At 52.8% G+C, this 25,203-nt stretch carries 20 protein-coding genes; 4 read left to right on the forward strand and 16 right to left on the reverse strand.

Annotation, left to right across the window (positions count from 1 at the left end; all coding sequences use genetic code 11):
* Positions 1–142 precede the first annotated feature (142 nt).
* Positions 143–511: a PilZ domain-containing protein gene (locus tag ACF8D4_RS15960; RefSeq protein WP_025009948.1), complete on the forward strand. Its 369-nt coding sequence runs from the start codon at positions 143–145 to the stop codon at positions 509–511.
* Between the two features lie 91 nt (positions 512–602).
* Here the strand turns inward: ACF8D4_RS15960 and radA are convergent, their stop codons facing one another.
* Complete coding sequence (gene radA, locus ACF8D4_RS15965; RefSeq protein WP_039033655.1) at positions 603–1,967, reverse strand: DNA repair protein RadA; 1,365 nt, start codon at positions 1,965–1,967, stop codon at positions 603–605.
* Between the two features lie 167 nt (positions 1,968–2,134).
* Here radA and ACF8D4_RS15970 point away from each other — a divergent pair, with 167 nt between their 5' ends.
* The gene (locus ACF8D4_RS15970) at positions 2,135–4,549 is read left to right on the forward strand and encodes a PilZ domain-containing protein (RefSeq protein ID WP_392465871.1); all 2,415 of its coding nucleotides are present in this window, start codon (positions 2,135–2,137) and stop codon (positions 4,547–4,549) included.
* On the opposite strand, the gene ACF8D4_RS15975 is transcribed toward ACF8D4_RS15970, so the two are convergent.
* Positions 4,516–5,436, reverse strand: coding sequence for an alpha/beta fold hydrolase (locus ACF8D4_RS15975; protein WP_392465872.1), 921 nt, complete (start codon positions 5,434–5,436; stop codon positions 4,516–4,518). The two genes, ACF8D4_RS15970 and ACF8D4_RS15975, sit on opposite strands and share 34 nt — an antisense overlap.
* A gap of 91 nt (positions 5,437–5,527) precedes the next feature.
* On the reverse strand, positions 5,528–6,505 hold the full coding sequence (gene serB, locus ACF8D4_RS15980; RefSeq protein ID WP_392465875.1) for a phosphoserine phosphatase SerB: 978 nt from the start codon (positions 6,503–6,505) through the stop codon (positions 5,528–5,530).
* A gap of 81 nt (positions 6,506–6,586) precedes the next feature.
* Here serB and ACF8D4_RS15985 point away from each other — a divergent pair, with 81 nt between their 5' ends.
* Positions 6,587–7,672 (forward strand): YtjB family periplasmic protein, encoded by a 1,086-nt coding sequence (locus tag ACF8D4_RS15985; protein WP_392465876.1) that lies wholly within the window; start codon positions 6,587–6,589, stop codon positions 7,670–7,672.
* Between the two features lie 108 nt (positions 7,673–7,780).
* Here the strand turns inward: ACF8D4_RS15985 and deoD are convergent, their stop codons facing one another.
* From deoD to pnp, 10 genes are all read right to left on the reverse strand, one after another.
* Positions 7,781–8,491, reverse strand: coding sequence for a purine-nucleoside phosphorylase (gene deoD, locus ACF8D4_RS15990; RefSeq protein ID WP_025009945.1), 711 nt, complete (start codon positions 8,489–8,491; stop codon positions 7,781–7,783).
* A gap of 75 nt (positions 8,492–8,566) precedes the next feature.
* Complete coding sequence (locus ACF8D4_RS15995) at positions 8,567–9,784, reverse strand: phosphopentomutase (protein WP_044733933.1); 1,218 nt, start codon at positions 9,782–9,784, stop codon at positions 8,567–8,569.
* 1 nt (position 9,785) lies between these two features.
* On the reverse strand, positions 9,786–11,126 hold the full coding sequence (gene deoA / locus ACF8D4_RS16000; RefSeq protein ID WP_025009943.1) for a thymidine phosphorylase: 1,341 nt from the start codon (positions 11,124–11,126) through the stop codon (positions 9,786–9,788).
* Between the two features lie 144 nt (positions 11,127–11,270).
* Positions 11,271–12,044 carry a deoxyribose-phosphate aldolase gene (deoC, locus tag ACF8D4_RS16005; RefSeq protein ID WP_392465880.1) on the reverse strand — a complete coding sequence of 258 codons (774 nt, stop codon included), beginning with the start codon at positions 12,042–12,044 and terminating at the stop codon, positions 11,271–11,273.
* 391 nt (positions 12,045–12,435) lie between these two features.
* Positions 12,436–13,350: an outer membrane protein OmpK gene (locus tag ACF8D4_RS16010; protein WP_392465934.1), complete on the reverse strand. Its 915-nt coding sequence runs from the start codon at positions 13,348–13,350 to the stop codon at positions 12,436–12,438.
* A gap of 293 nt (positions 13,351–13,643) precedes the next feature.
* Positions 13,644–14,939, reverse strand: a complete 1,296-nt coding sequence (locus ACF8D4_RS16015; protein ID WP_025009940.1) for a NupC/NupG family nucleoside CNT transporter — start codon at positions 14,937–14,939, stop codon at positions 13,644–13,646.
* Positions 14,940–15,115: 176 nt separating this feature from the next.
* Entirely contained in the window at positions 15,116–15,913 is a 798-nt protein-coding gene (locus tag ACF8D4_RS16020) for a TatD family hydrolase (RefSeq protein WP_025009939.1), read from the reverse strand.
* A 228-nt stretch (positions 15,914–16,141) separates the two neighbouring features.
* Positions 16,142–17,725: a peptide chain release factor 3 gene (gene prfC / locus ACF8D4_RS16025; RefSeq protein WP_025009938.1), complete on the reverse strand. Its 1,584-nt coding sequence runs from the start codon at positions 17,723–17,725 to the stop codon at positions 16,142–16,144.
* 99 nt (positions 17,726–17,824) lie between these two features.
* A complete protein-coding gene (gene nlpI, locus ACF8D4_RS16030; protein WP_044733931.1) occupies positions 17,825–18,724 on the reverse strand; it encodes a lipoprotein NlpI in 900 nt (299 codons plus the stop codon).
* A 153-nt stretch (positions 18,725–18,877) separates the two neighbouring features.
* Complete coding sequence (gene pnp, locus ACF8D4_RS16035; RefSeq protein ID WP_025009937.1) at positions 18,878–20,980, reverse strand: polyribonucleotide nucleotidyltransferase; 2,103 nt, start codon at positions 20,978–20,980, stop codon at positions 18,878–18,880.
* 200 nt (positions 20,981–21,180) lie between these two features.
* Here pnp and ACF8D4_RS16040 point away from each other — a divergent pair, with 200 nt between their 5' ends.
* A complete protein-coding gene (locus tag ACF8D4_RS16040; RefSeq protein ID WP_044733930.1) occupies positions 21,181–23,235 on the forward strand; it encodes an EAL domain-containing protein in 2,055 nt (684 codons plus the stop codon).
* 195 nt (positions 23,236–23,430) lie between these two features.
* Here the strand turns inward: ACF8D4_RS16040 and rpsO are convergent, their stop codons facing one another.
* The 3 genes from rpsO to rbfA all read right to left on the reverse strand — a co-directional run bounded on the left by rpsO (position 23,431) and on the right by rbfA (position 25,161).
* A complete protein-coding gene (rpsO, locus tag ACF8D4_RS16045) occupies positions 23,431–23,700 on the reverse strand; it encodes a 30S ribosomal protein S15 (RefSeq protein WP_025009936.1) in 270 nt (89 codons plus the stop codon).
* A gap of 100 nt (positions 23,701–23,800) precedes the next feature.
* Positions 23,801–24,748 carry a tRNA pseudouridine(55) synthase TruB gene (gene truB / locus ACF8D4_RS16050; RefSeq protein WP_144218558.1) on the reverse strand — a complete coding sequence of 316 codons (948 nt, stop codon included), beginning with the start codon at positions 24,746–24,748 and terminating at the stop codon, positions 23,801–23,803.
* On the reverse strand, positions 24,748–25,161 hold the full coding sequence (rbfA, locus tag ACF8D4_RS16055) for a 30S ribosome-binding factor RbfA (protein ID WP_025009934.1): 414 nt from the start codon (positions 25,159–25,161) through the stop codon (positions 24,748–24,750). Before rbfA ends, truB begins: the two co-directional genes overlap by 1 nt.
* Positions 25,162–25,203: the final 42 nt, after the last annotated feature.

Genomic DNA, 25,203 nt, shown 5'->3' on the forward strand with positions numbered 1-25,203 from the left:
TATTCCAACCGGCTGGGGTAGACGCCATTATTCACAATTTTTCATATTTTGTCTGTAGCGGATAGATATTTGACCTGAGTTCGGTGCCAAGCGCTTCTTATGTGGCTACAATAAGGACAGACCAAGAATTAAAGGACTGAATATGGACGAAAAGCGCAAGTTTTCACGGATCCTGTTTACCATAGATGCCCAGTTGAGCTGCGGTGACAAGATATGGGGCACCCACTTGTTGGATCTCTGTCTCAACGGCGCCATGGTAGAAGAACCTGCCGATTTCGCTCCCGAAGGCGTGCTGGAGCTGAGTTTTCGCCTACCTCAGTCCGAGGTGCAACTCTGTATGGAGGCCGAAGTTGTGCATCGCCGCAACGGCCTTCTGGGTCTCAAGTGTGCCCTCATCGATGTCGAGAGCATCAGTCACTTAAGAAGGCTGTTGGAGTTGAATCTTGGCGATGCCTCACTGCTGCACCGGGAGTTGGAGCAGTTTATCGCCGAACATGAACAGAGCCGCTGAGGCGGCTCCTGCTTCGCAGTATACAGGGCCGCAATAGCCCTGTTTTCCGGGCTATGACTCACATAGCAATCACATAGCGCTCATATAGCAATCATAAAGCCCCGAGCGCCTCGCTGAGTTTGCTCACCCCTATCACCTGCATCCCCTGAGGCGGTTTTTTCGGCATATTGGCCTTGGGCACTATTGCCCGAGTAAAGCCGTGCTTGGCAGCTTCGACCAAACGCTCCTGGCCATTGGGCACGGGACGTATCTCGCCGGAAAGGCCCACTTCGCCGAACACCACCAGATCTCTGGGCAGAATATCACCGCGGAAACTGGAAACCATGGCCAGCAGCAGAGTCAAATCGGCGCTGGTTTCTGTCACCTTGACACCACCGACCACGTTGACAAACACGTCCTGATCCGACATCTGTAAGCCGCCATGACGATGCATTACCGCCAGCAACATAGCCAAACGGTTGGCATCCATCCCCACTGCGACCCGCCGCGGATGCGACAGTGCCGAGCTGTCTACCAACACCTGCAGTTCCACCAACAGCGGCCGGGTGCCCTCCCAAACCACCATCACCAAGGAGCCGGAGGCGGCTTCATCGGCGCGTGACAGAAATATCGCCGACGGATTGGCCACTTCCTTGAGCCCCCGCTCCGTCATGGCGAATACCCCCAGTTCATTGATGGCGCCGAAGCGGTTCTTGTGGGAGCGCAGGGTACGGTAGCGGCTATCGCTGTCCCCTTCAAACATCACAGAGCAATCTATGCAGTGCTCCAACACCTTGGGGCCGGCCAGAGAGCCGTCTTTGGTAACATGGCCGACCATGATGATGGCGATACCGTTTTGCTTGGCAAAACGGGTCAGAAAGGCGGCCGACTCACGAACCTGGGCCACACTACCGGGGGAGGACTGCACATCGCTGATATGCATCACCTGAATCGAGTCTATCACTATGACCTTGGGCTTCTCCCGCAATGCCACAGTGCAGATGGTCTCGACACTGGTTTCGGACAACATCTTCAAACGCCCGGTGGGCAGTCCCAAACGATGGGCACGCATCGCCACTTGCTGCAAAGATTCCTCGCCGGTCACATAGAGAGCCGGCATGGTCTCGGCCAGCTGACACAAAGTCTGCAGCAGCAAGGTACTCTTGCCGGCCCCCGGATGCCCGCCAATCAGGATGGCACTGCCGGCGACTATGCCGCCACCGAGCACTCGGTCAAATTCGATAAAGCTGCTGGGGATCCTTGGCACTTCGTTGAGATCTATCTGATCCAGCGTCTGGATCTCACTGGCACCGGCGCCGGCATAACCGCTGAACTGACCGCCCCGGGATGGCGTGGCCGCCCCCAGTCTGACTTCGGTAATGGTATTCCATTCATGACAGGCACTGCACTGCCCCTGCCAGCGGGGAAAGTCCTGGCCACATTCGTTGCACACGTATGCTGTTTTATTCTTCGCCATCTGGGTTCAAACTTGTGTAAAATCTGTAATAGTTAATTAAAATAATTGCACTTTCAAAGTGATACTTTCAGCGTGATAATCCCGAATTGGGTTCAAGCTTCCCAAAGCCGGGCCGACATAAGACTAACAGTCAGCACAAGAATAAGCACCCTTTAAAGAGCGAGTCCATGAGCCCAGATCACCACAGCGCCCTGATTGAACAACTCAAGCCCCTGATGATGGAGCCGGACTTCAGTGAGATCTTCTTGCAGCTCACCGCCGAAGAGTCCAACTCGACCCGCTTTCTGTTAAAGATGGAAATCCAGCGCCTGGCTTCCCCCTGCCTGAGGATCATTGACCTCAGAGACAAGTCGGAACTGCCCTGCCAGGAGTATCGCTTCGCCGACCAACGCCACTTCCTCGATGACCCGGCCAAAGAGGCCTTTGATGCCGCACTGGCACTGTACCGCAACCAGTACACCATGGGAGTGTACGAGCAGGTAATGGAGGCGCATCGCCAGCGTCGCCAAAAGCTGCAGCAAACGCCCCGCAATCAGGAAGGACAGGGGAATCCCTATCTGGTACCAGGGATTGTGCTGGGGCGCTACTTCAACCGCAGTGAAGAGCGGATGAACTACAGCATCAAGATAGCTGTTTCCCAACCCGGCAGAGAGGAGGTGCGCGGCAATACCGCGGATCTCTCCGTCGGTGGCGCCAGAGTGCGCCTGCCCGCCAGACACAACTTCGATCTCAACCGGCCGCTGCGGGTCAAGCTGCTGGATCTCAGCGATGAATACTATTACCGGGATCTGCAACTCGGGGTCGACTACCAGATAGTCGATGCCCAGACAGAGCAGGACACCTGTTGGATGCGGCTCAAGCGCATCGGCGGCAGCGAACAGTTGGCCGAAATGCTCGCCAGCCTCATTCGCGGCTATAAGTTCCGCTATAAGGTGGATGTCAACGATGTGCTGGTAACCGCCACTGGGATGGGGTTCGAGCGCCATTACCTGGCTCATCTGCCGCACCTGCCACTGTTTATCGAACAGGACAGCCAAGGCAAGCCTGCTATTGGTGCTCTGCTGCTTAGTCGGGACAATCAGGCACTGCTGCACGATTTCCTCGATGAAGCCGATATCAACCAATTGCCGGGACTGCTGAGCAAGCAGAGACTGGCGGCCATGCTCGCCGAGCCGGACAACGCCGACCACAGATTACTGTTCAGCTTTACCTATAACGCCCGTGGTCAACTCTACTTCTACTCTGCCAGCCTCAGCGAGTTGAAAAAAAGCCGCCTACAACCTCTGTTTCTCGGCTTTGGTGCCACCAAGGGCAGTTGGAAGGTTATCCAGGTGAGCCTGGATACCATAGACCACCGGGGTTCCTACAAGGCCTCCATGCTCCCGGGCGATGACAGCAACTACTCGGCACTGACTGAGCAGCAGCTGAGCAAATACAGCCACATATTACAGTTGATGGATGTGACCGACGAACAGGCCGCCGAAGAGTATCGTCGCTGGCCATTCAAGATGGACGCCAATGAGCTCAAGCGTTTCGGCCAAGCCAAAATCACCACCAACAGTATCCGATTGGTGTCCATGTATTTCAGCGAACGGCGCCAGGAAGCCAGGTTCTCCTTCAAGACCCTGGTCAACATCAGTCAGGGCAAACAGCAATACACAGGGATCACCCATGATATTTCCAGTCGTGGCCTGCAGCTGAACCTGGATGAGAACGCGACTCTCAACCCCAAGGAGCCGCTGCTGCTGAGCTTTCCCAAACTGCAGGAGCTGGCGCCCAAGGCAAAACTTCAGGCGCTGCCCTATCGATTGGTGCGCAGCCGTAAAAACGGTGTCACCCTGCATCTGGCGGCAGTTATGGGCCACACGCCTCATCCGGGCGTGGAGTTTTTACATCGCCTGATAGAGCAAAACCGCGAGAAATTGCAGCAACTGACAGAGGATAACTCTGAGGTCAAAGAACTGGCCGAAGCGATGAAAAACCTCTTGATGCGCAAACTGCATTCAGTGCCTTTTCTTGTGGAAAAAACCGTCAAGTCTTTCCGTTTGTCGGCGCTGGGGGTCGGCGTAGAGCCGGATGCCGTCAGCGACTTGTTCGCCAACAGCAGCGCTGAGCAGTTGCAGTTCAATCTCGAACCTTTACTGCAAGACGGCCGGCTGAAGCGCGACTTTATCGGCCCGATACGGGCGATGAAGCCGCAGATGACCATGGACAGCTTCGAAGTCTTTGTGCAGTTGGTACGCCAATCCAGCGGCCAGTTGCGGCTGCGTTGCACTGCCCGCCATGAACTGGCGGAGCGTCAGGCCCAAGTGGATTTTATCCGTCAGGCACAGTCGCTCGGCAGCTTTATGGCCTTGAAAGTCTATCGCGGCGCCGCCGGTAAACCGGATCTGGGCTATATCCGTCGCGAGCTGGAATATATAGGTGTCCATGCCAAGCACAAGGCCAAGAAGCTCGAAGAGATGCTGTGGCGGGTGGTGGGCGTCGGCGAGTTTTTGGAAATCACCAGCGAGGTCTTGCTGCGCTACCCGGAATTAAATCCAGAAGCTCAGTCACTGACGCTGGAAAGCTCAACCCCCTGATACCAGGCGAGCACCTTGTTGAAATGATCGTTTGGTGCATCCACATGGGTCAGCATATCCGCATGACCATAGTCGTGGCGATTGCCGTTTTCCCGTGACAGTAAGGTAAAGCGGCTATTTTGCAAGCCGCATTCGGCCATCATATCCAGCACATCTTCCGGGTTGCCGAGCACAGTGTCATTCTGTCCGGCGATAAACCAACTCTTGGGCCAAGTGGCTTTGGCGGCAGCCCGGCCATAGTCGAAACCATCGTCATGATCTATCCAATCACCGCGTACCCAATCTATGCTCTGCTGTAGCGAAGCCCGGCTCTCGTTATCCATGCCCATGCGCCACTTGTCGGCCGCGAGATAGCCGTGACCAGCGGCAATGCCGGGAGCCAGGCGGTTCCAAACCAGATCCACCATCAGCCACTTTTTCAATGACCTGACTCTTATGGTGCGCTTGCTGCCAAAGGTAAGCAGTGATGCCACCGAGGCTTGCAGTTCAGGAAATCGGGCCAAGGCGCTGGCCATCAGCACCCCGCCCCAAGAATGGGCACACCAATGCAGTTTGTCCAGGGATTCGGCCTCGAGCAGATACTGCTGCACCAGGGGCAGTTGTTCACGGATGACCTCGCCTTGTCCAAGCTCAAACCCTCGCGCCAACTTAGGCGTGCTGAGGCCGCGACCTGCACTGTCCATTACATAGACGGTAAAGCCAGCCTGGGCCAGAAACGGTGCCAGACCTCGACCTCTGCTGCTGTAAAACACCCGGCCGTTGGACATGGCGCCATGCAACATCAAAATCGGGATCTGATGCCGAAAACCGGCTGCGGGAGAAATTTTCCGAAGATGCAGTTTGCCATCTCGATAAGGCAGAAAGATTGATTGCTGTACAGTTTCCATGGAGTGTGTCGTCACCGGGTTCTATAGCAAAAGCTAATGAATCCCGGTCACAAAAACAAGAGCAATCACTCTAATTCTAACTGTTAACGCTTCAGCGCCCTTGCAGCAAGAAAGGTAATACCTGCAGGCCCAGCTTATTGATCCTGGCCGCAGCCGCCGCAGCCAGCTTAGGTTTGGCATGATAGGCAATACCAAAATCGGCCGCCTGTACCATGGGGATATCGTTGGCACCATCGCCTATGGCCAGCCTTTGCCCGGCAGCTATCTGCCACTGCCCGGCGCATGTTTTCACCACATCAGCCTTGAAGGCGGCATCCACTACCTGGCCGCTAACCTCGCCGAGCAACTTGCCATCGCTTATTACCAGTTCATTGGCAAAAGCGGCATCCAACCCAAGCAACTGCTGCAGATGGCCAACAAAGGGGGTAAAACCACCTGAGGCCACCACAATGCGCCAGCCATGGGACTTGAGCTCGGCTATCATGCTCTCAAGCCCGGGGCTCAAGGGCAAGCGGGCACAGAGGTCATCAATAATACTTTGATTCGCGCCCTTGAGCTTGGCCACCCTCTGGCGCAGGCTCTGTTCGAAGTCCAGCTCCCCCTGCATCGCCCGCTCGGTCACTTGTGCCACCTCGGCGCCCACGCCGGCAGCGGCCGCCAATTCATCGATACACTCAATGGTAATGGCGGTCGAGTCCATATCCATCACCAACAGGCCTGGAGTCGAAAGCTGCGGTAAACTCGTTGTCTCCGCAATGGACAGGTAGTCCAGCTCGCAAATTGACTCAAGACGATTCTGCATGGATTGACAGATACTCTCCTCGAGCAGCAACTCGAGCCCATACAAGGATTGCTCGCGCTGCAAAATCGCCACCGCCCTCGGTGCCAACTCGGGAAGCAAGCCGGCAACAGCAGCCGCGGCCTTTTCACTGAAGATCAGCCGTAATCTCTCACCCTGAGCGTGTTGTCCTTCCTTGAAGGCCGGCCAAGTATGCTGCTGCAGACTCAAGACATAGACACCATCCTGACGTTGACTGGCCAACAGGGGAAAAGGTAAGACTGACTCCATGGTCACTGCTCTCCGGCTATCGGGCATACCCATAATCCATTATGATTAGGGAAACACCGAATTTGATTAAGGGACAAAGTATTGTTGTTCAAGGGCCTTAAAAAAAGCCAGAAGATCAGCAGACTGCTGCAGATCGCCATAGCCGTCACTCTGCTGGTCGGCCTGGTCCAGCTGTGGCAGACAAGCCTACTACAAGGGCAGCGGCTTCTGAAGACCCAAACCCAAAAGATGGCCAGATTATTGGTGCAACAAACAGCCTATGGTGCCGCACCGGCGTTGCAACTGCAAAATGATGAGCAGTTGCAATGGCTGGCCAGCGCCCTGGTGGAAGATCCCAAGGTGATGGCGGCGACTATCTACAGCGAGGATGGCCAGCGGCTATCCTTTGCCCAGGATGTCAGCCCAGAGTTGCTGGAGCCGGATTCCCCGGAGCTGGATGATCTGCTGGCGCCCTATCCCCCTTATGTCGAGCCGGTGATCCAGCAAGGTAAAAACCTGGGCTTCGTCGAAGTCAGGCTGGATCCCAAGCTGTTTTTCAATGAGATCAAAGAAGCCCACGAGCTGAATATGGAGCAGCAGCAACTGATGCTGATAGTCGCGGGCTTTATCGGCCTGTTGCTGTCGCGGGCCTTGTCGTTCAAACGCGCCGACTTTGACCGCCGCCGCACCAGAGTCAAGCGCAGGCGTAAAAAGCTTAAACAACAGGAAAAAGCAACCGCCAAGGAAGCTGCGGATACTGAACCTACTGCCACCGAAAGCCAAGATTCAGCCCCGGATACCGGCGAATCCCAGACAGAGCTTGACGCTGAATTCAACACCAATACGCCTCTCAAACAGGCAGAAAAGCCCGCCAAAGCCTTGGCCACAAAGACTGCCAGGCCGGAGCACTCGAAGGTAAACACTGAACCCGGGATTGGCAATAAAACAGGGGAAAAGGTCCAAACTGAAACAGGCGCTGAAACTTCAGCGCCCCCAATTGACCCAAGTAACCAAAGCGACCAAAGCGAAGCCAAGCAAGCCAAGCAAGCCAAGCAAGCCAAGCAAGCCAACGATAGCCTGATCCCGGATCCTGTCGATGCGGACGATCCCCGCGGTAAACGTCCCTGGCCGGGAGTGGTCCCCAAACGGGAGCCTCAAACTGCAGAAGCAAACAAAAAGAACGAGTAGCCCAAGAGCCAGCTTCAGCTGCAGAGCCGCACTCCTGGAATAAGTGGAAAGGCTTAAAAACAATAAGGGCTCCCGAGGGAGCCCTTATGATGTCAGTTGGTTACCGGATTACAGGGTAATCGCAGCATCCAGCGTCATGACGATCATATCGTTGAAAGTGGTTTGGCGCTCATCAGAGCTGGTCTTCTCACCGGTACGGATATGGTCGGAAACTGTTACCACGCAAAGAGCGCGGGCACCGAATTCATGGGCAACACCGTAGAGACCGGCAGCTTCCATTTCCACACCCAGTACTCCCATCTTTTCCATCACGTCGAACATTTCAGGATCCGGAGTGTAGAAAAGATCGGCAGAGAACACGTTACCTACACGAATTTTGGTACCGTGAGTCTTGGCTGAGTCGACTACGGCGCTCATCAGCTCATAGTTGGCGATGGCAGCAAAGTCCTGACCTTTGAAACGCAGACGGTTCACCTGAGAATCGGTGCAGGCGCCCATGCCGATGATCACATCGCGCACTTTAACGTCAGTACTGATTGCACCACAGGTGCCTACACGGATCAGGTTCTTGACACCATAGTCCTTGATAAGCTCTGTGGCATAAATGGAGCAGGAAGGGATACCCATGCCTGAACCCATCACAGAGATACGCTTGCCTTTGTAGGTACCTGTGAAACCGAGCATGTTACGTACGTCGGTAACCTGTTCTACGTTTTCCAGGAAGGTTTCGGCAATGTACTTGGCCCGCAATGGATCGCCAGGGAAAAGTACGGTTTCAGCGAATGCGCCGTCAACTGCATTGATATGTGGTGTTGCCATCGAAATAACCCCGTTAGTTTTATAAAGACTCAAGTCTGTTTATTAAAGACGGCTCCGGCGAGGGAGCCATATCTTTCAGCGAATAAATGATTCGCCGTATTCCATTGGTTCCAGCTTGAAGTAGCTGGCAATGGATTGGCCGATATCGGCAAAGCTCTTGCGACGCCCCAATGAGCCGGCACTCAAACCTGCGCCATAGGCCAGAACCGGCACATGTTCGCGGGTATGATCTGTGCCTTCCCAGGTAGGGTCGCAACCATGGTCTGCGGTCAGGATAAGCAAGTCATCCTTATTCAGCAGTGCCAGGATTTCAGGCAATCTTGCATCGAAGTATTCCAGTCCCCGGGCGTAACCAGCCACATCACGGCGGTGGCCATAGTGGGAATCGAAATCCACGAAGTTGGTGAAGACTATGGTGTTGTCACCGGCAGCCTTGACCTGCTCCAGTGTAGCATCGAACAAGGCTTCCAGGCCCGAGGCCTTAACCTTGCTGGTGATACCGCAGTGGGCATAAATATCGGAAATTTTACCGACACTGACCACTTGGCCGCCGGCGGCTTTCAGCTTATCCAGCACAGTTTTCGCCGGCGGCTCTACCGCGTAGTCACGGCGATTGCCGGTGCGGGCAAAATCGGCGGCGCCGCTGCCAACAAAAGGTCGCGCTATGACTCGGCCGATATTATATGGCTCAAGCTCTTCACGGGCGATTTCACACAAACGGTAGAGGTTTTCCAGGCCGAAGCTTTCTTCATGGCAGGCAATCTGGAACACAGAGTCGGCCGAGGTATAGAAGATAGGCAGGCCGGAACGCATATGTTCTTCACCCAATTCTTCCAGAATCGCAGTACCGGATGCGTGACAATTGCCGAGGAAACCGCCAAGGCCGGCGCGTGCCAGGATCTTATCGGTCAATTCTTTGGGGAAAGAGTTTTGTTTGTCGCTGAAATAGCCCCAATCAAACAGCACGGGAACACCGGCCATTTCCCAGTGACCACTGGGGGTATCCTTGCCTGAGCTCAGCTCTTCGGCATGACCATAAGCGCCTATCAACTCGACATCGGCGTCAAACCCGGGGGCAAACTGACCTGTGCTTTCCATGGCGGCATGTGCCAACCCCAGACGGCTCAGATTGGGTAACTTCAGCGGCCCTTCACGGCCATCATTGGCACGCCCTTCGGCACACTCTTTGGCGATATGACCAAAGGTATCTGAACCCAGGTCACCAAACTTGGCAGCATCACCGGCTGCGCCGACGCCGAAGGAATCCAGCATTAAAATAATGGTACGTTTCATACTACTTCTCCTGGAGATCGGCAGCGCGGATGGCGCGATAGATCTCCGGTGTTTTCTCAGGGGCGCTGTCGCCAATGACTATGGCTCTGCGCACCGCGGCAGCGGCTTCTTCGAAGGCGCTTTCTGACTGGGCATGCACCATTGCCAGCGGTTTGTCGGCATTGATTTCATGTCCCAGGGCACAAACCTGTGTCAGGCCGACGCTGTAATCCAGGGCATCACCTGGCTTACGACGACCACCACCCAGAGTGACCACAGCCAAGCCGAGTTCACGGGTATCCATGCTGTAAGCAAAGCCGGAACGCTCGGCATATACAGGACGAATAATCTTGGCTTGGGGCAAGTATTTTTCAGGATGTTCGACAAAATCGACCGGGCCGCCCAGTCCGGAAACCATACGGGCGAAGATCTCGGCGGCCTTGCCATTATCCAGCACGGCGTTGAGCTTACTGCGGGCCTCGGCCTCATTGGCGGCAAGGCCACCGAGCAGCAACATCTCACTGCAAAGTCCCATGGTGACTTCGTAGAGGCGCGGATTACGATATTTGCCGGTAAGGAAGTTCACCGCCTCGAGCACTTCGACCGCGTTCCCGGCGCAGGAGGCCAACACCTGGTTCATATCTGTCAGCAGAGCCGTGGTCTTGGTACCTGCACCATTGGCAACCGCAACAATAGAACGAGCCAGTTCCTCGGATGCCTGATAAGTAGGCATAAAGGCACCGCTGCCCACTTTGACGTCCATCGCCAGCGCATCCAGGCTACAAGCCAGCTTCTTCGACAGAATAGAGGCGGTGATAAGCGGGATGGATTCGACAGTGGCCGTGTTGTCACGAATGGAATAGAAACGCTTGTCGGCAGGGACCAGATCGCCGGTTTGACCGATAATGGCCACACCGACCTCTTTAACCACCTTACGGAATAGTTCGCTGTCGGGCTCAGTCTGATAGCCGGGGATGGCGTCAAACTTATCCAGAGTGCCACCTGTGTGGCCCAGACCACGACCTGAAATCATGGGAACATAACCGCCGCAGGCTGCCGCCATGGGGCCAAGCATCAGGCTGATAACATCGCCCACGCCGCCTGTGCTGTGTTTGTCTATGACAGGGCCGTCGAGCTGCAGGCTATCCCAATTGAGCACAGTGCCGGAATCACGCATAGCCGTAGTCAGTGCGATGCGCTCATCCATGCTCATGTCGTTAAAATACACCGCCATCCCGAATGCAGCTATCTGACCTTCAGACACGCTGTTATCGGTAATGCCTTTGACAAAGAACTGGATCTCCTCCTTGGAAAGCGCCATTTTTTCGCGTTTTTTACGAATTATCTCTTGTGCCAGAAACATAATACTGCCTCCTTTCTACTGCAACCTTGTCTATAAAAGCCGTTACAGTATTGGGGTTGGACGTCAAAATATGTAGTAACTTTATTACAGATACTAACCAAGTTTTGACGTCACCAAATAGACTTGGATCACAATCAGCGGGGATTAGTAACCTTGAGTCGGTGCTGGAGCGTCAGCCAATTCCAGCGTGTGCAGCAGACTGGCCAGCAGGCTGGATGCACCGAAACGGAAAGTATGGGGTGAAACCCAGTCATTGCCCAGAATACGCTCGGCTGTACCGAGGAATTCAGCGGCTTGGGCGGCATCACGTACACCACCGGCAGGCTTGAACCCTACTGCGGGGTTCTTTTCACTGATAACGGTCAGCATGATTTCAGCCGCTTCAAGAGTGGCATTGACAGGTACCTTACCGGTAGAGGTCTTGATAAAGTCAGCGCCGGCATCGATAGACAACTCGGAAGCCTTGCGAATAAGCGCCGGGTCTTTCAGTTCACCGGATTCGATGATCACTTTCAAAAGCACATTGTCACCACAGGCTTCTTTACAGGCTTTGACCAACTCAAAACCAACAGTTTCGTTGCCTTCCATCAGCGCACGATAAGGGAATACCACATCCACTTCGTCGGCACCGTAAGCGACTGCTGCACGGGTTTCCAGCACGGCGATAGCGATGTCATCATTGCCGTGAGGGAAGTTGGTGACTGTGGCAATACGGATATCATCGGCGCCCATGGCATCCAGAGTCTTGCGCGCGATAGGAATAAAGCGTGGATAGATACAGATAGCAGCAGTATGACCGGCCGGAGTGTTGGCCTTATGACACAATTCGATCACCTTCTGATCGGTATCATCATCATTCAGGGTGGTCAGATCCATCAGTTGGATGGCGCGCTGTGCTGCTTGTTTTAAATCGCTCATAATTGCTCTCCGAGACATAAAATCAAAGGATTAAAAATCTGTCTTGGCAGCGCCAGAGGGGCTTTTTGTGGTTATTGTTATGGCCGGGCCTTCGGGCGACGCCTGCATTTGACTGCAAATCATCTTTGTAGGGTATTCAACCTTGATAACGAGTATCACGACTTGAATCCTTGAAGACCGGGAAGGGGGAACTCGAGTTCCTTGCCTTGCCGCGAAAAATCCCTTTTAACGCGAGAAATCTGTCAACCTTTACATAAACAAGCTGAACCAGCTTCCGGCTAATATTGCGGGTTCATTGAACCCAACTCACTATAGCTCAGGCTTAGGTAAAGATTAAGTCAGAGCAAAATAAAAACGGGGGTCACCCTAGAGGATAACCCCCCATCTACCATTAGAACTTGTAGGTAGCGCTGAAGTAGTGACCCCAACCAGTTGTATCCAAACCACCCCAGAACTCGTTGGCAAACGCTTGGTTATTCAGACCATATACTCTGTTGTAGTACTTGGCACCGTAGCCAACCGCGTAACGATCTGAATGCCAGTACAGCCCCAGGAACACGTTACCACCGTGAGAAGAGTTATTGTTCTTACCAGTAAATGCGTTGAAGTTGTTTGGATCAACGTCCATATCGAACTGCCAATCGACATAACCTTGGAAAGACAGGAAGCTCTTGTTATCGAAGAAGTAGAAAGGCTTGAACCAGTTCATGGAGAACTGATAACCGTTCCAATCCTTCTTATTGAAGTCATAAGTAGCGTACAGGTTCATGCCGGTTTTACCCAGCCAAGGCACCATAACGTCGGCACCGATACCCCAGAATGATACGTTGGTATCACCTTCAGTCTCTACTTTAACGTCTTTACCATCTGGGTCTTTGGCATCGTAAACACCTGTGATAGCGCCACCGCCCCAGTTAAACAGAGTAGAGAAGTAAACTTCTTGGATAGGACCGGCAGACAGATCCCAACCAGTCATGGCATCGATTGAGAAGCGAGGAGCAAACTTCATGAACATCTTGCTTGCACCATCAACCTTGTCACCAGACTTGCTGTTTGCCAGGTTAAATACATCTACATAACCGTACAAATCAACAATACCAGAGCGACCACCGAACTCCATTTCCAGGTAGTTATGTTCGGCATCTGAACCGGCAGCAATTGGATGCTCATCAATAGAGTACATCGCATTAAACTGCATCCATTTGTAGTCACTGGCGTGCAGGTCAGAACGATCAGCGGCGTTGGCATTGCCTGACACGGCTGCGACCGCTGTAGCGGCTAAAGCTAAAGTTTTAACGTTTTTCATCATCAACCCCATTCATCTTTGGTTCTCGCTACCCTCTTGGAGCAGCATTCTTTTAATTGGCGCCCGCATTCTACCTTCTCCATCCAAAACTACAAGAAAGACAAAATAAAATACGAACACTAAATTTTATATTTGAACAAAAGTACCCATTTCACTCACTAGTCAGAAATATCTGCACTCTTGTTCTGCTCATGTTGCCTACCTAAGTGGGCACAGGAGCCAAGCAAAGCTAATTTGGAAATCGATTGGGTTAACAAGAGGCCTGCGAATTCAGGCCTCTGTTCACTACCGTCTTACAGTGCCAGGAACAAACCGGCCAGAGTCGCACTCATCAGGTTAGCCAGAGAACCGGCAACCACAGCGCGCAGACCCAGTTTAGCCAGATCGTGACGACGATTTGGTGCCATGGCACCCAAGCCGCCCAGCAGAATAGCGATGGAAGACAAGTTAGCGAAGCCACACAGAGCGAAAGAGATAATCGCCTGAGTACGGACTGTCATTGGCGCCTGAGTTTCAGCCACACACATAGGCAACTCTTTAGTGACCTCAGCGGCAACAGCAGTACAGCTCATGGCAGCATCATGGATGTAGGGTGCGAAGTTCATGTAAGCCACAAACTCGTTGACCACTATCTTCTGACCGATGAAAGAACCGGCAACCATGGCTTCATTCCAAGGCACACCGATGAGGTAAGCCAGCGGCATAAAGATATAGCCAAGGATCAGCTCCAGAGTCAGGTTTTCCATACCGAACCAACCGCCGATACCACCTATGATGCCGTTGATCATGGCAATCAAACCGATGAAGGCCAGCAGCATAGCACCAACGTTCAGTGCCAGGTGCATACCGGAAGAAGCACCGGCAGCGGCAGCATCGAGTACGTTGGCAGGCTTGTCTGGATCTTCAGGCAGCTCATCCATGTCGTTCTTGGCAGTTTCAGTTTCAGGATGCATCAGCTTGGCCATCAACAGACCCGCAGGTGCCGCCATGAAAGAAGCCGCAACCAGATACTGGATAGGTACACCCATCTGTGCATAACCGGCCAGAACAGAACCTGCGATAGATGCAAGACCACCCACCATAATGGCGAACAGCTCAGATTGAGTCATGGTTGGAATAAAGGGACGAACCACCAGAGGCGCTTCGGTCTGACCCACGAAGATGTTGGCTGTGGCAGACATGGACTCGGTACGGCTGGTGCCCAGGGCCTTCTGCAGCGCCCCACCCAAAATACGAATGATCCACTGCATGATGCCCAGATAGTAGAGCACAGCGATCAGAGAGGAGAAGAACACGATAACCGGCAGCACGTTCACTGCGAAGATAAAGCCAACTTTGAAGTTAGCTAAATCACCAAACAGGAAGCTGATACCATTTTGTGCATAACCGATAACACTGGAAACAGCATCGGATACGTTCTTGAGAACGTCCTTACCGAACGGCACGTACAAGACAAAACCGCCCAATGCAGCCTGAATTGCCAGTGCACCACCGACAGTTCTAAGATTGATTGCCTTCTTGTTGTTGGACAACAAGAAACCAATCGCGAGTAGGGTGACCACCCCTACCAAGCTCATAAGTATATTCATTAACCATCACCCTATTGTTAACGCTTTTTAATTATGTTGTTAACCAACCTTTTTCCGAGCAAGATTATACCCGACCTCCGGGGCAAAATCGTCGTTTTGATCAAATTTTTGAAGTTAATTTTCAAAAGTTTAGTCACATCACAGAATGCGAGTTACACCTGTTTAATTAAAAGAAACTAAAGCTCAAACAGTTGCATCAAGTTCTGTTGGAGGTGTTCTGATATTAGAACATTGGTTTTTTTCTGCAAATCCGCCAATTCGGCTATTATTTGTACCAATGTCAGGGGGGTATTGCGTTTTTCCGGCAGGAAACTCGGCGTCATTGAGGGCGAATCAGTCTCAACCAACAAGGCATCGAGCGGTAATTTGCCAACTGCATCACGCAGCTTTTTTGCATTTTTATTCAGCAACAAGCCGCCAATCCCCAACTTGAAGCCAAGCTCCAAATAAGCGATCGCCGTCTCATAAGAGCCATTAAAGGCATGAACCACTCCGCCCCTCGGCAGTGAATGCTGTTTCAACATGCCCAAGAGTTCATTATGGGTCTTCACCGAATGCAGTATCAGCGGCAGCTTCAACTCCGCCGCTAAGGCCAACTGCCCTTCCAGCACCCTGTATTGCAGGTTCCAGGGGACATGCGCCGGGTTATCTTGCGCCAGCTCAGCCTTGGGTTTGTCCAAACCACACTCGCCGATTCCTACCATCAGAGGGTCATTTACAGAAGTGAGCTCACTTTTGAGCGCTGTCAGCGCCAGGTCACTCTCGGCAATTGATTTAGGGCAATACCAAGGATGTATCCCTAAGGTGAAAGGCAGTTGCAGCTGGTGAGCAATCGCTTTCTGCTTTGACCAATGCCGAGGACTGACACCGGGAATGATAGCACCGCCAATACCGGCGGCTTTCATCGCGGCCATGAGGGCTAGTCTGTCATGATCAAAGTCGCTGAAATCCAGATGAGCGTGAGAATCAAAGATCATGCTGTTCTCCTTCTTTTTGCCTGTCTTTAGCGTCGGCCTCTTGCCCAACTTTTTGCAAAGGAGGATCGCTGAGTCTTGGCATACAGCAGCGCCGGTTTTCTTCGGTTAACCCCATGCGATCACAAAAACGGATGTAACTTTGCCAGCACTTTTGAATAAAAAACATCAGAAGATCTCTCAACAACATCCCAATAAAAAAGGTGGAGCAAGCTCCACCTTTATGATTTAGTGTTCCCGGGTCTTGGCAAACTCAATGTCCGGATAGCGCTCCATGGACAAATTGAGGTTAACCATGGTCGGGGCAATGTAAGTCAGGTTGTCGCCACCATCCAGCGCCAGGTTGGTGGAGCACTTGCGCCTGAACTCCTCCAACTTGCGGGCATCGTCACAGTAGACCCAACGCGCGGTTGCCACGTTGATGGCCTCATAGATGGCTTCCACGTTATATTCCGACTTGAGTCTGGCTACCACTACCTCAAACTGCAGCACCCCAACAGCGCCAACAATAAGGTCATTAGTGTCCAGAGGGCGGAAAACCTGTACGGCCCCCTCTTCCGAGAGCTGCACCAAGCCTTTAAGCAGCTGTTTCTGCTTCAATGGATCTTTAAGACGAATACGGCGGAACATTTCCGGCGCAAAGTTGGGGATCCCGGAGAACTTCAACTCTTCACCTTGGGTAAAGGTATCACCTATCTGAATGGTGCCATGGTTGTGCAGGCCTATGATATCACCGGCATAGGCTTCGGCGGCGCGCTCACGGTCACCGGCCATAAAGGTTACCGCATCGGAAATACTGACGGTTTTCCCTATACGGACATGCTTCATCTTCATGCCTTGGGTGTATTTACCGGAAACGATACGCATAAAGGCGATACGGTCTCTGTGCTTGGGATCCATATTCGCCTGGATCTTGAAAACGAAACCGGAAAACTTGTCTTCACCGGCTTCGACCAAACGCTCAGTGGTCTGTCTTGGCATTGGCTTGGGGGCCCAGGCGGTCAGGCCATCCAGCATATGGTCAACCCCGAAGTTACCCAGGGCGGTACCGAAGAACACAGGTGTCAGCTCACCACTTAAGAACAGCTCGAGATCAAATTCATTGGAGGCGCCGGTTACCAACTCCATCTCTTCACGCAGCTGCGCTGCCAGATCGCTGCCAACAGCTTGGTCCAACTCAGGGTTATCCAATCCTTTGAGTATCTTCACTTCCTGAATGGTGTGACCGTGACCGGTTTGATACAGGATGGTTTCATCGCGATGGATATGATAAACGCCTTTGAAAGACTTACCACAGCCTATAGGCCAGCTGACCGGTGCACAGAGAATATCGAGCTCGTTTTCCACTTCATCGAGCAATTCCATCGGATCGCGGATATCCCGGTCGAGCTTGTTCATGAAGGTGACGATAGGGGTATCACGCAGCCGCGTCACTTCCATCAGCTTACGGGTTCTATCCTCAACCCCTTTGGCAGCATCGATAACCATAAGGCAGGAGTCCACCGCTGTCAGGGTACGGTAGGTATCCTCAGAGAAGTCTTCGTGGCCTGGGGTATCCAGCAGGTTAACCAGGCAGTCGTTGTAGGGGAACTGCATCACAGAAGTCGTGACCGAGATCCCCCGCTCCTTTTCCATCTCCATCCAGTCAGATTTTGCATGCTGAGACGAGCCACGGCCTTTCACTGTACCGGCAGATTGAATGGCGCGGCCATGGAGCAAGACTTTCTCTGTAATGGTGGTTTTACCCGCATCCGGGTGAGAAATGATGGCGAAGGTGCGGCGCTTGTCCACTTCGACTTTAATACCTGACATGTTCTTCCGTACACTTATGACGCTTGAAAAAGGCGCAAATTATAGCGCCTCACTCAGGCCTTGGCTAGGCAAGGCCTTTGATTGTCAGATAAAGGCAGATCAGTTAGCTGTCTGTTGTACAGGTTGCGGCGTTTGCTCCAGCAATGCCAGTTCCATTCTGGCATATCTGTGCTCGACAAAATCATAGATATTGGTAGCCAGCGCCAGGCGCAGATAATCGGCCGCCTTATCCTTATGGCCTTGCTCGGTCGCCACCTTGGCCAAATAGAAATAGGCTTCACACAAGCGCTCGGCATATTCTTTGGGGTGAGTCAGGCCACTCTTGGCCATGGCAAACACCTGGGATTCATCAACCGCGCCCAGATAATAGTCGACCAGCACAGTCGCCCAGGCATTGTCATCCAGACGGGTGCGGTTGAACTGCAGCCTTGCCAGCGCTTCCTGGGGAGAGAGTTCATACTCGGTCAGATATAGCCACAGCGCCCGGTAACCATCGCTTTCATCCTTGAGGTAAAAGCTTTCCATGTCTTTGGCAGCAAGCTCTTTGCGGTCGCCATAGTAAAGGGCAATTCCGCGATTGAGAAAGGCATAATCATATTCAGGCGATAACTCAAGAACCGCATCAAACGCCTCGTAGGCACTTTCAAACTCACCTTCCTGGGTGTAATAGATACCGAGGAAGTTATAGGCATCGGCCAAATCCGGTTGCAATTTCAGCGCCTGATGGAAATCGATACGTCCGAGGATCCTCAAGCCTACGCTGTCATATATAACGCCGCGATCATAATGAAAACGGGCGCGTTGCTCTGTGGTCAGCTCTGCTCTGGCCAGGATTTCGTTGAGTTTTGCCAGAGTGACTTCCAACTTATAGTCCGGCAAGACGGGAGCAACCAACAATTCACTGTTGGATTCAGACGCCGGCAGGGAAGCGCATCCCGAAGTCAGCAAACTGGCTCCGGCCAGTACAGAAAACACAGCGGCGCGCAGATTAAAACTCATCCAATCCTTCCTTTGTCATATCCCAATGCAGGCTCAATCATAGCAATACAGCAGTGCCTACGCTATCAAGCCGCAGTGGCAAATCCAAGATAATTTAAGTGGTGACAATAAAAAAGGAGACCCCAAGGTCTCCTTTTCTCATGCTATGAAAGCTTACTCGGCTGCTTCTGGAGCGGCTTGTTGTGCTTCCTTGATAGACAGACGTACACGGCCCTGACGATCCACTTCCATTACCTTAACGGTAACTTCCTGGTTCAGTTGCAGGTAGTCGGATACGTTGGCCACACGCTCTTCAGCGATTTGAGAGATGTGTACCAGGCCATCTTTACCAGGCAGTATGTTAACGAAGGCACCGAAGTCAACGATGCGGATAACTTTACCCTTGTAGATACGACCCACTTCCACTTCAGAGGTGATCTCTTCGATGCGGCGGATAGCTTCCTTGGTGGCATCGGCATTGTTTGAAGCAATCTTCACAGTGCCGTCGTCTTCCAACTCGATAGTGGTACCTGTCTCTTCGGTCAGTGCACGGATAGTTGCACCGCCCTTACCTATCACTTCACGGATCTTCTCAGGGTTGATCTTGATGGTAGTGATACGTGGAGCATGGTCAGAGATATCGTCACGGGCAGAGCCAATGGCCTGATCCATTACATTGAGGATATGCACACGGGCACCATAGGCTTGCTGCAGCGCAATTTCCATGATCTCCTTGGTGATACCTTCAATCTTGATATCCATCTGCAGTGCGGTTACACCATCACGGGTACCGGCCACTTTAAAGTCCATATCACCCAGGTGATCTTCATCGCCCAGAATGTCAGACAGTACGACGAAATCATCACCTTCTTTTACCAGACCCATGGCGATACCGGCAACAGAAGTCTTGATAGGTACACCGGCATCCATCAGCGCCAGAGAAGTACCACACACAGACGCCATAGAGCTGGAGCCGTTGGATTCGGTGATTTCAGATACTACGCGCACGCTATATGGGAATTCTTCGGCAGAAGGCATTACTGCGTTGATACCACGCCATGCCAGCTTACCGTGACCGATTTCACGACGCTTGGGTGAACCCACCATGCCGGTTTCACCGACAGAGTATGGAGGGAAGTTATAGTGCAGCATGAAGCGGTTGGTACGCTCGCCCATGATGGAGTCAATCTTCTGCGCATCACGCTCGGTACCCAGAGTACAGGTCACCAGAGCCTGAGTTTCACCACGGGTAAACAGGGCGCTACCGTGAGTACGTGGCAGCACGCCGGCCATCACAGACAGGGCACGCACCATATCAGGCTCGCGACCATCGATACGAGGCATACCTTTGATGATGCGGCTACGAACCACTTTCTTCTCCAGGCTACCCAGCAGGCCGTCCAGCTCACGCTGATCCAGCTCAGGGTTTTCCTCGAGCAGCTTTTCGATAGCGGCTTTCTTGACTTCAACTACCGCATCGCGGCGCTCATGCTTGGCGATGATCTGGTAAGCGGCGGTAAGACCTTCTTCGGCCAGCGCCTTAACCTTGGCAACCAGCTCTTCGTTGGCAACAGGAGCTGTCCAGTCCCAAGCAGGCTTACCGGCTTCGGCCTTGAGTTCATTGATGGCATTAACCACCACCTGCTGCTGTTCGTGACCGTATACCACGGCGCCCAGCATCACTTCTTCAGGCAGGGCCTTGGCTTCAGATTCCACCATGAGCACGGCGCTCTGAGTACCGGCAACAACCAGATCCAGCTGGCTGTTTTCACGCAATTCTGCACCAGGATTCAGCACGTACTCGCCATTGATGTAACCGACACGTGCCGCCCCCAGAGGACCATTGAATGGAATACCGGAAATAGCCAAAGCAGCAGAGGTACCTATCATGGCCACAATGTCTGGCTCGATCTGTGGATCAACAGAAACCACAGTGATGATCACTTGGACTTCGTTAGTGAAGCCGTCAGGGAACAGTGGACGGATAGGACGGTCAATCAGGCGGGCGATCAGTGTTTCATCTTCGGATGGTCGACCTTCACGCTTGAAGAAACCACCAGGGATCTTACCAGCTGCGTAAGTCTTTTCCTGATAGTTAACAGTCAGCGGGAAGAAGTCACGGCTTGGGTCTGCTTCTTTCTTGCCAACCACAGTCACCAGAACTGTAGTATCGCCCATGCTGGCCAGAACGGCTGCATCGGCTTGGCGTGCAATAACCCCTGTTTCCAGAGTGACTGTGTGTTGACCATACTCAAAACTTTTTACAATAGGATTCACTTGACCCATTCCTTAATTTAATAACCTTGAATTTCGCGCGTAAGTATACTGCAAACATCTTGAATAGATAAAGAGTGCCAGATGATGACAAAGGCGCTTCTTTTTTCTAAAGTGGACTATATCAACCACAAGTTGCTGCATTGCTACCAATTTGGACTAGCCTTGAATATAGAATTCGACTACAAAGCAGGAAGAGGCAGATGAATACTGCCAGGTTCAAATCACTCACCTGGAAGCAAACCAATCTGGTGGTTTTCACTGCGCTATTCTTTGCCGTTGCCATTTTTATCATCGAAATTTTGATTGTGGTGACTACAGAAAGGCAGTCCTTGATCAGCAGCCAGCAGGAGTTGCTCGATTCTGTGGAGCAGCCTGCCGCCAATGCTGTCTGGGCGCTGGATGATAATCTGGCCCGGCAAACCCTTGAAGGGGTGATGAAGGTAGACCATGTCGGTTCGGCCAAGATCACTCTGGACGACAACTCTCTATTCGTGAATCTCGGCAGCAGCCGCCCGGAGCCCTCAGATACTTTCGGGGATATCAGTCTCAAACTGTTTGGCGATCTCAAGCAGATATCAAGGCCACTGCAACGGCCCTTTTATTTTGAAGGTGCGCAAAAAGAGCAACTGATAGGCACGCTCACTATCAATTATGATACCCGAGAGCTGACCCAAAGCCTTATAAGCCAGTTGCAGTTCAGTTTTGCCGCCACCCTGGCCAGGGCGTTGTTTCTGACTCTGGTGCTGTCCATAGTATTCCACCGCTTCTTGACCCAACCCATCGCCCGTATCAGCGAGGCGATAGACAAAATTGACCCGGAATCACCGGATGAAAACATGCTGCCGGTATCGGCCAACCACAAAGATGACGAATTGGGGCTGGTTACCTCCAAGTTCAACCAGATCCTCAAACAGTTCAGCCAGACCCAAAGCAAGCTGCGTAAAATGGCGACCCGGGATCCACTCACCGGCCTGCCCAACCGTACCTTGCTACTTGAAACCATAGCCGTCACCATTCAACGCGCCAGGGTGCACAGACGTAACTTCAGTCTGCTGTTTATCGACCTCGATAGGTTCAAAAACGTCAACGATTCCTTGGGTCATGCGGTGGGTGATCAGTTTCTGGCAAGAATCGCCCGTATTTTGGAGCGGGTGGTCGGTGACAAGGGCACAGTGGCCCGTCTCGGCGGCGATGAGTTTGTGATCCTGGCCGATGAAATCCAATCACCGACCCAGGCCGCCGACTTTGTCGACAAGTTGCTGGTCCAGCTCAATACTCCGGTGCAGCTCAACGAACATGCCATTCACCCGGCCGCTTCCATAGGTATCTCCATCTACCCCGAAGATGGTCTGAGCGCCGAAGACCTTATTCGTCATGCCGATATCGCCATGTACAGTGCCAAGGCCGCCGGTTCCAACCAATGGGCTTTCTTCAAGCAACAGATGACAGAGCGAGCGGCGGTGAGACTGCGCACCGAAGCCTCCCTGCACGATGCCATCCGTAACAACGAATTCCTGTTGCACTTTCAGCCTAAGGTCAATATAGAGACTGGCGAGTTGATGGGATGTGAGGCGCTGATCCGCTGGCAAAAAGACGGCCGCCTGATAAGCCCCATGTCGTTTATTCCCGTGGCGGAAGAAACCGGGATCATCATCCCTATCGGCCGCTGGGTCATAGAACAAAGCTGCCGGGTGCTGCGCCGCTGGCAAAAACGCTATAACTTCAGCACCCCTATCGCCGTCAATGTCGCCTCACAGCAGTTTGCTGACGCCAGCCTGGTACCGGATATCAAACAGATGGCGCTGCGCTATCAGATAAAGCCCGAATTGCTGGAAGTGGAGATCACCGAGACCTCGCTGATGAATGATATTGAGTTGGCAATCAGCAAGCTGGAGCAACTTAAATCCGCAGGGTTCGGTATTGCCGTCGATGACTTCGGTACAGGTTACTCATCCCTTTCCTATCTGAGACACTTGCCAATCACCACCATGAAGATTGACCGCTGTTTCGTGACCGACCTGCCCCACGAGAGCGCAATAGCTTCCACTATTTTGATGTTGGGACGGCAACTGGATCTGAAAATTGTCGCCGAAGGCATAGAGAACGAGCAGCAACTTGAGTGGCTGAAGCAAAATCACTGCGCCATAGGTCAAGGCTTCTATTTCAGTCAGCCGCTGTCACTGGAAGAGTTTGAGGCCAAGTACATCATCCCGAATAACGCCAGGATCCTGGAGTTGGATGGCCAACTAAGCTGAGCTTGAGCCGATAAGCTTCGCTGCATTCACTCACTCTGAAAAGCCCGTGCTCAAAGAGAATGCCTAGGTAGAATTTTTAAAGACAGGTTAGGACGAAAGCGCACAGAAAAGGGCTTGATTTCAATAAGTTTGCCCCAAATTGCAGATACAAAAAAAGGAGGCCTGGGCCTCCTCTTCTTTTGGTACAGTTCGCGATTAGCGACGCAGACCCAGCTTCTGGATCAGAGCGGTATAACGAGCAACGTCGGTACGCTTCAGGTAAGCCAGCAGCTTACGACGAGAGCTAACCATACGCAGCAGACCACGACGTGAGTGGTGATCGTGAGTGTGCTCTTTGAAGTGGTCTTGCAGGTGGTTGATCTGAGCAGTCAACAGTGCAACCTGAACTTCAGTAGAACCAGTGTCGTTTTCGCCACGGCCGAATTCAGCCAGGATTTTCGCTTTCGCTTCAGTACTTAGTGACATGTGTCTCTCCAAAATAGTCTTGATTGTTTCCCCAGCCGATCACTAACTCAGCCAAGGGCGCGACATAATAACCTCAAGGGCCGTAGATCGCAAGTCAAGCTCAGCTTTTTGCCTCAGGCAACACTACCAAACGCTTGGGAGCCAACAAACCATCGTCATTCATCATACCAACACCGATAAAGCGCTTGCTGTCACCCAAGGTGATCCGCACCAGGGTATCGGCTTCCAGCTTGGCGACCCGCACCGGGTTACCATTAAGCAGATATCCGGCCATGGCATCGGGTACATTGCACTCGGGAAGGTCGGCAACCGCAGTGTCCATGGGAAGCAGCAAAGGGTCCAACAGCTCGGAAGGCACCCGCTCTTCGGTCATGGCCTGTTCCAGCAAGGCTTCAAGCTGTGCCAGACTAACCATACGCTCATAGGGATAACCCGCCACCTGAGTACGGCGCAGCATGATCACATGGGCACCGCAGCCAAGCATTTCGCCCAAGTCGTCTACGATAGTGCGAATATACGTACCCTTGGAGCAGTGAATATCCAGCGTCAGCTCGTCATTCTCCAAAGAGATGAACTTGAGCTCATAGACATGAATAGGCCTGGCTTCGCGGGGCACTTCCTTGCCTTCCCGGGCGTACTTGTACAAGGGTTGACCCTGATACTTGAGCGCCGAGTACATGGAAGGCACCTGCATGCTATCGCCGCGAAAATGCTCCAGCGCCACTTCCAGTTGAGTCATGGAAAACTCAACCGGCCGGGTTTGTACCACTTCACCGTCAGAATCGCTGGTATCAGTGCGCTCTCCAAGCTTGGCTGTCACCAGATAGCGTTTATCGGCATCCAACAGGTGCTGGGAAAACTTGGTGGCTTCGCCAAGACAGATGGGCAGCATACCTGTCGCCAGAGGATCCAACGCGCCGGTATGGCCGGCCTTGGCGGCGTTGTAGATCCGCTTTACCCTTTGCAGGGCAAAGTTGGAACTCATGCCAGTGTCTTTATCCAACAGGACGATACCATCGACCAAACGGCCTTTGGGACGACGCGCCATCAGTTGTTTTCCTCATCCTTGTCTTGAGACTCGGTGCCAAAGGTCTGCTGCTTGGCCTTGTCCTGGTTGATGACCTCGGTCACCAGGTTGGACATTCTCATCCCCTCGACCAGAGACTTGTCATAGACAAATCTCAGCTCAGGCATCACCCTAAGTTTCATTCTGCCGGCAACCAGGGTGCGGGCATAAGGCGCTGCCTTGTTGAGTGCAGCGAGCTTTTCGTCGACCTTGACAGGGTCTTCTTCAAAGAAGGTGACAAACACCTTTGCATAACTCAGATCCCGTGAGACTTCCACGTCATTGACAGTGACCATGCCTACACGAGGATCTTTCATATCACGCTGCAGTACCTGCGCCAGCTCCTGTTGCAGTTGCTGGGCGATACGCCGGGTACGACTAAATTCTTTTGCCATAGTATTCTTCCCCAAAATCAACAAGGGCGGCCTCAGCCGCCC

Source organism: Shewanella sp. YQ_9 (assembly GCF_043103185.1).
GTDB lineage: Bacteria > Pseudomonadota > Gammaproteobacteria > Enterobacterales > Shewanellaceae > Shewanella > Shewanella algae.

What these genes read in the sequence shown, in the direction of transcription:
- ACF8D4_RS15960 (WP_025009948.1), top strand. Translation starts at nt 143, where the DNA reads ATGGACGAAAAGCGCAAGTTTTCACGGATCCTGTTTACCATAGATGCC.
- radA (WP_039033655.1), bottom strand. Translation starts at nt 1,967, where the DNA reads ATGGCGAAGAATAAAACAGCATACGTGTGCAACGAATGTGGCCAGGAC.
- ACF8D4_RS15970 (WP_392465871.1), top strand. Translation starts at nt 2,135, where the DNA reads ATGAGCCCAGATCACCACAGCGCCCTGATTGAACAACTCAAGCCCCTG.
- ACF8D4_RS15975 (WP_392465872.1), bottom strand. Translation starts at nt 5,436, where the DNA reads ATGGAAACTGTACAGCAATCAATCTTTCTGCCTTATCGAGATGGCAAA.
- serB (WP_392465875.1), bottom strand. Translation starts at nt 6,505, where the DNA reads ATGGAGTCAGTCTTACCTTTTCCCCTGTTGGCCAGTCAACGTCAGGAT.
- deoD (WP_025009945.1), bottom strand. Translation starts at nt 8,491, where the DNA reads ATGGCAACACCACATATCAATGCAGTTGACGGCGCATTCGCTGAAACC.
- ACF8D4_RS15995 (WP_044733933.1), bottom strand. Translation starts at nt 9,784, where the DNA reads ATGAAACGTACCATTATTTTAATGCTGGATTCCTTCGGCGTCGGCGCA.
- deoA (WP_025009943.1), bottom strand. Translation starts at nt 11,126, where the DNA reads ATGTTTCTGGCACAAGAGATAATTCGTAAAAAACGCGAAAAAATGGCG.
- deoC (WP_392465880.1), bottom strand. Translation starts at nt 12,044, where the DNA reads ATGAGCGATTTAAAACAAGCAGCACAGCGCGCCATCCAACTGATGGAT.
- ACF8D4_RS16010 (WP_392465934.1), bottom strand. Translation starts at nt 13,350, where the DNA reads ATGAAAAACGTTAAAACTTTAGCTTTAGCCGCTACAGCGGTCGCAGCC.
- ACF8D4_RS16015 (WP_025009940.1), bottom strand. Translation starts at nt 14,939, where the DNA reads ATGAATATACTTATGAGCTTGGTAGGGGTGGTCACCCTACTCGCGATT.
- prfC (WP_025009938.1), bottom strand. Translation starts at nt 17,725, where the DNA reads ATGTCAGGTATTAAAGTCGAAGTGGACAAGCGCCGCACCTTCGCCATC.
- nlpI (WP_044733931.1), bottom strand. Translation starts at nt 18,724, where the DNA reads ATGAGTTTTAATCTGCGCGCCGCTGTGTTTTCTGTACTGGCCGGAGCC.
- ACF8D4_RS16040 (WP_044733930.1), top strand. Translation starts at nt 21,181, where the DNA reads ATGAATACTGCCAGGTTCAAATCACTCACCTGGAAGCAAACCAATCTG.
- rpsO (WP_025009936.1), bottom strand. Translation starts at nt 23,700, where the DNA reads ATGTCACTAAGTACTGAAGCGAAAGCGAAAATCCTGGCTGAATTCGGC.
- truB (WP_144218558.1), bottom strand. Translation starts at nt 24,748, where the DNA reads ATGGCGCGTCGTCCCAAAGGCCGTTTGGTCGATGGTATCGTCCTGTTG.
- rbfA (WP_025009934.1), bottom strand. Translation starts at nt 25,161, where the DNA reads ATGGCAAAAGAATTTAGTCGTACCCGGCGTATCGCCCAGCAACTGCAA.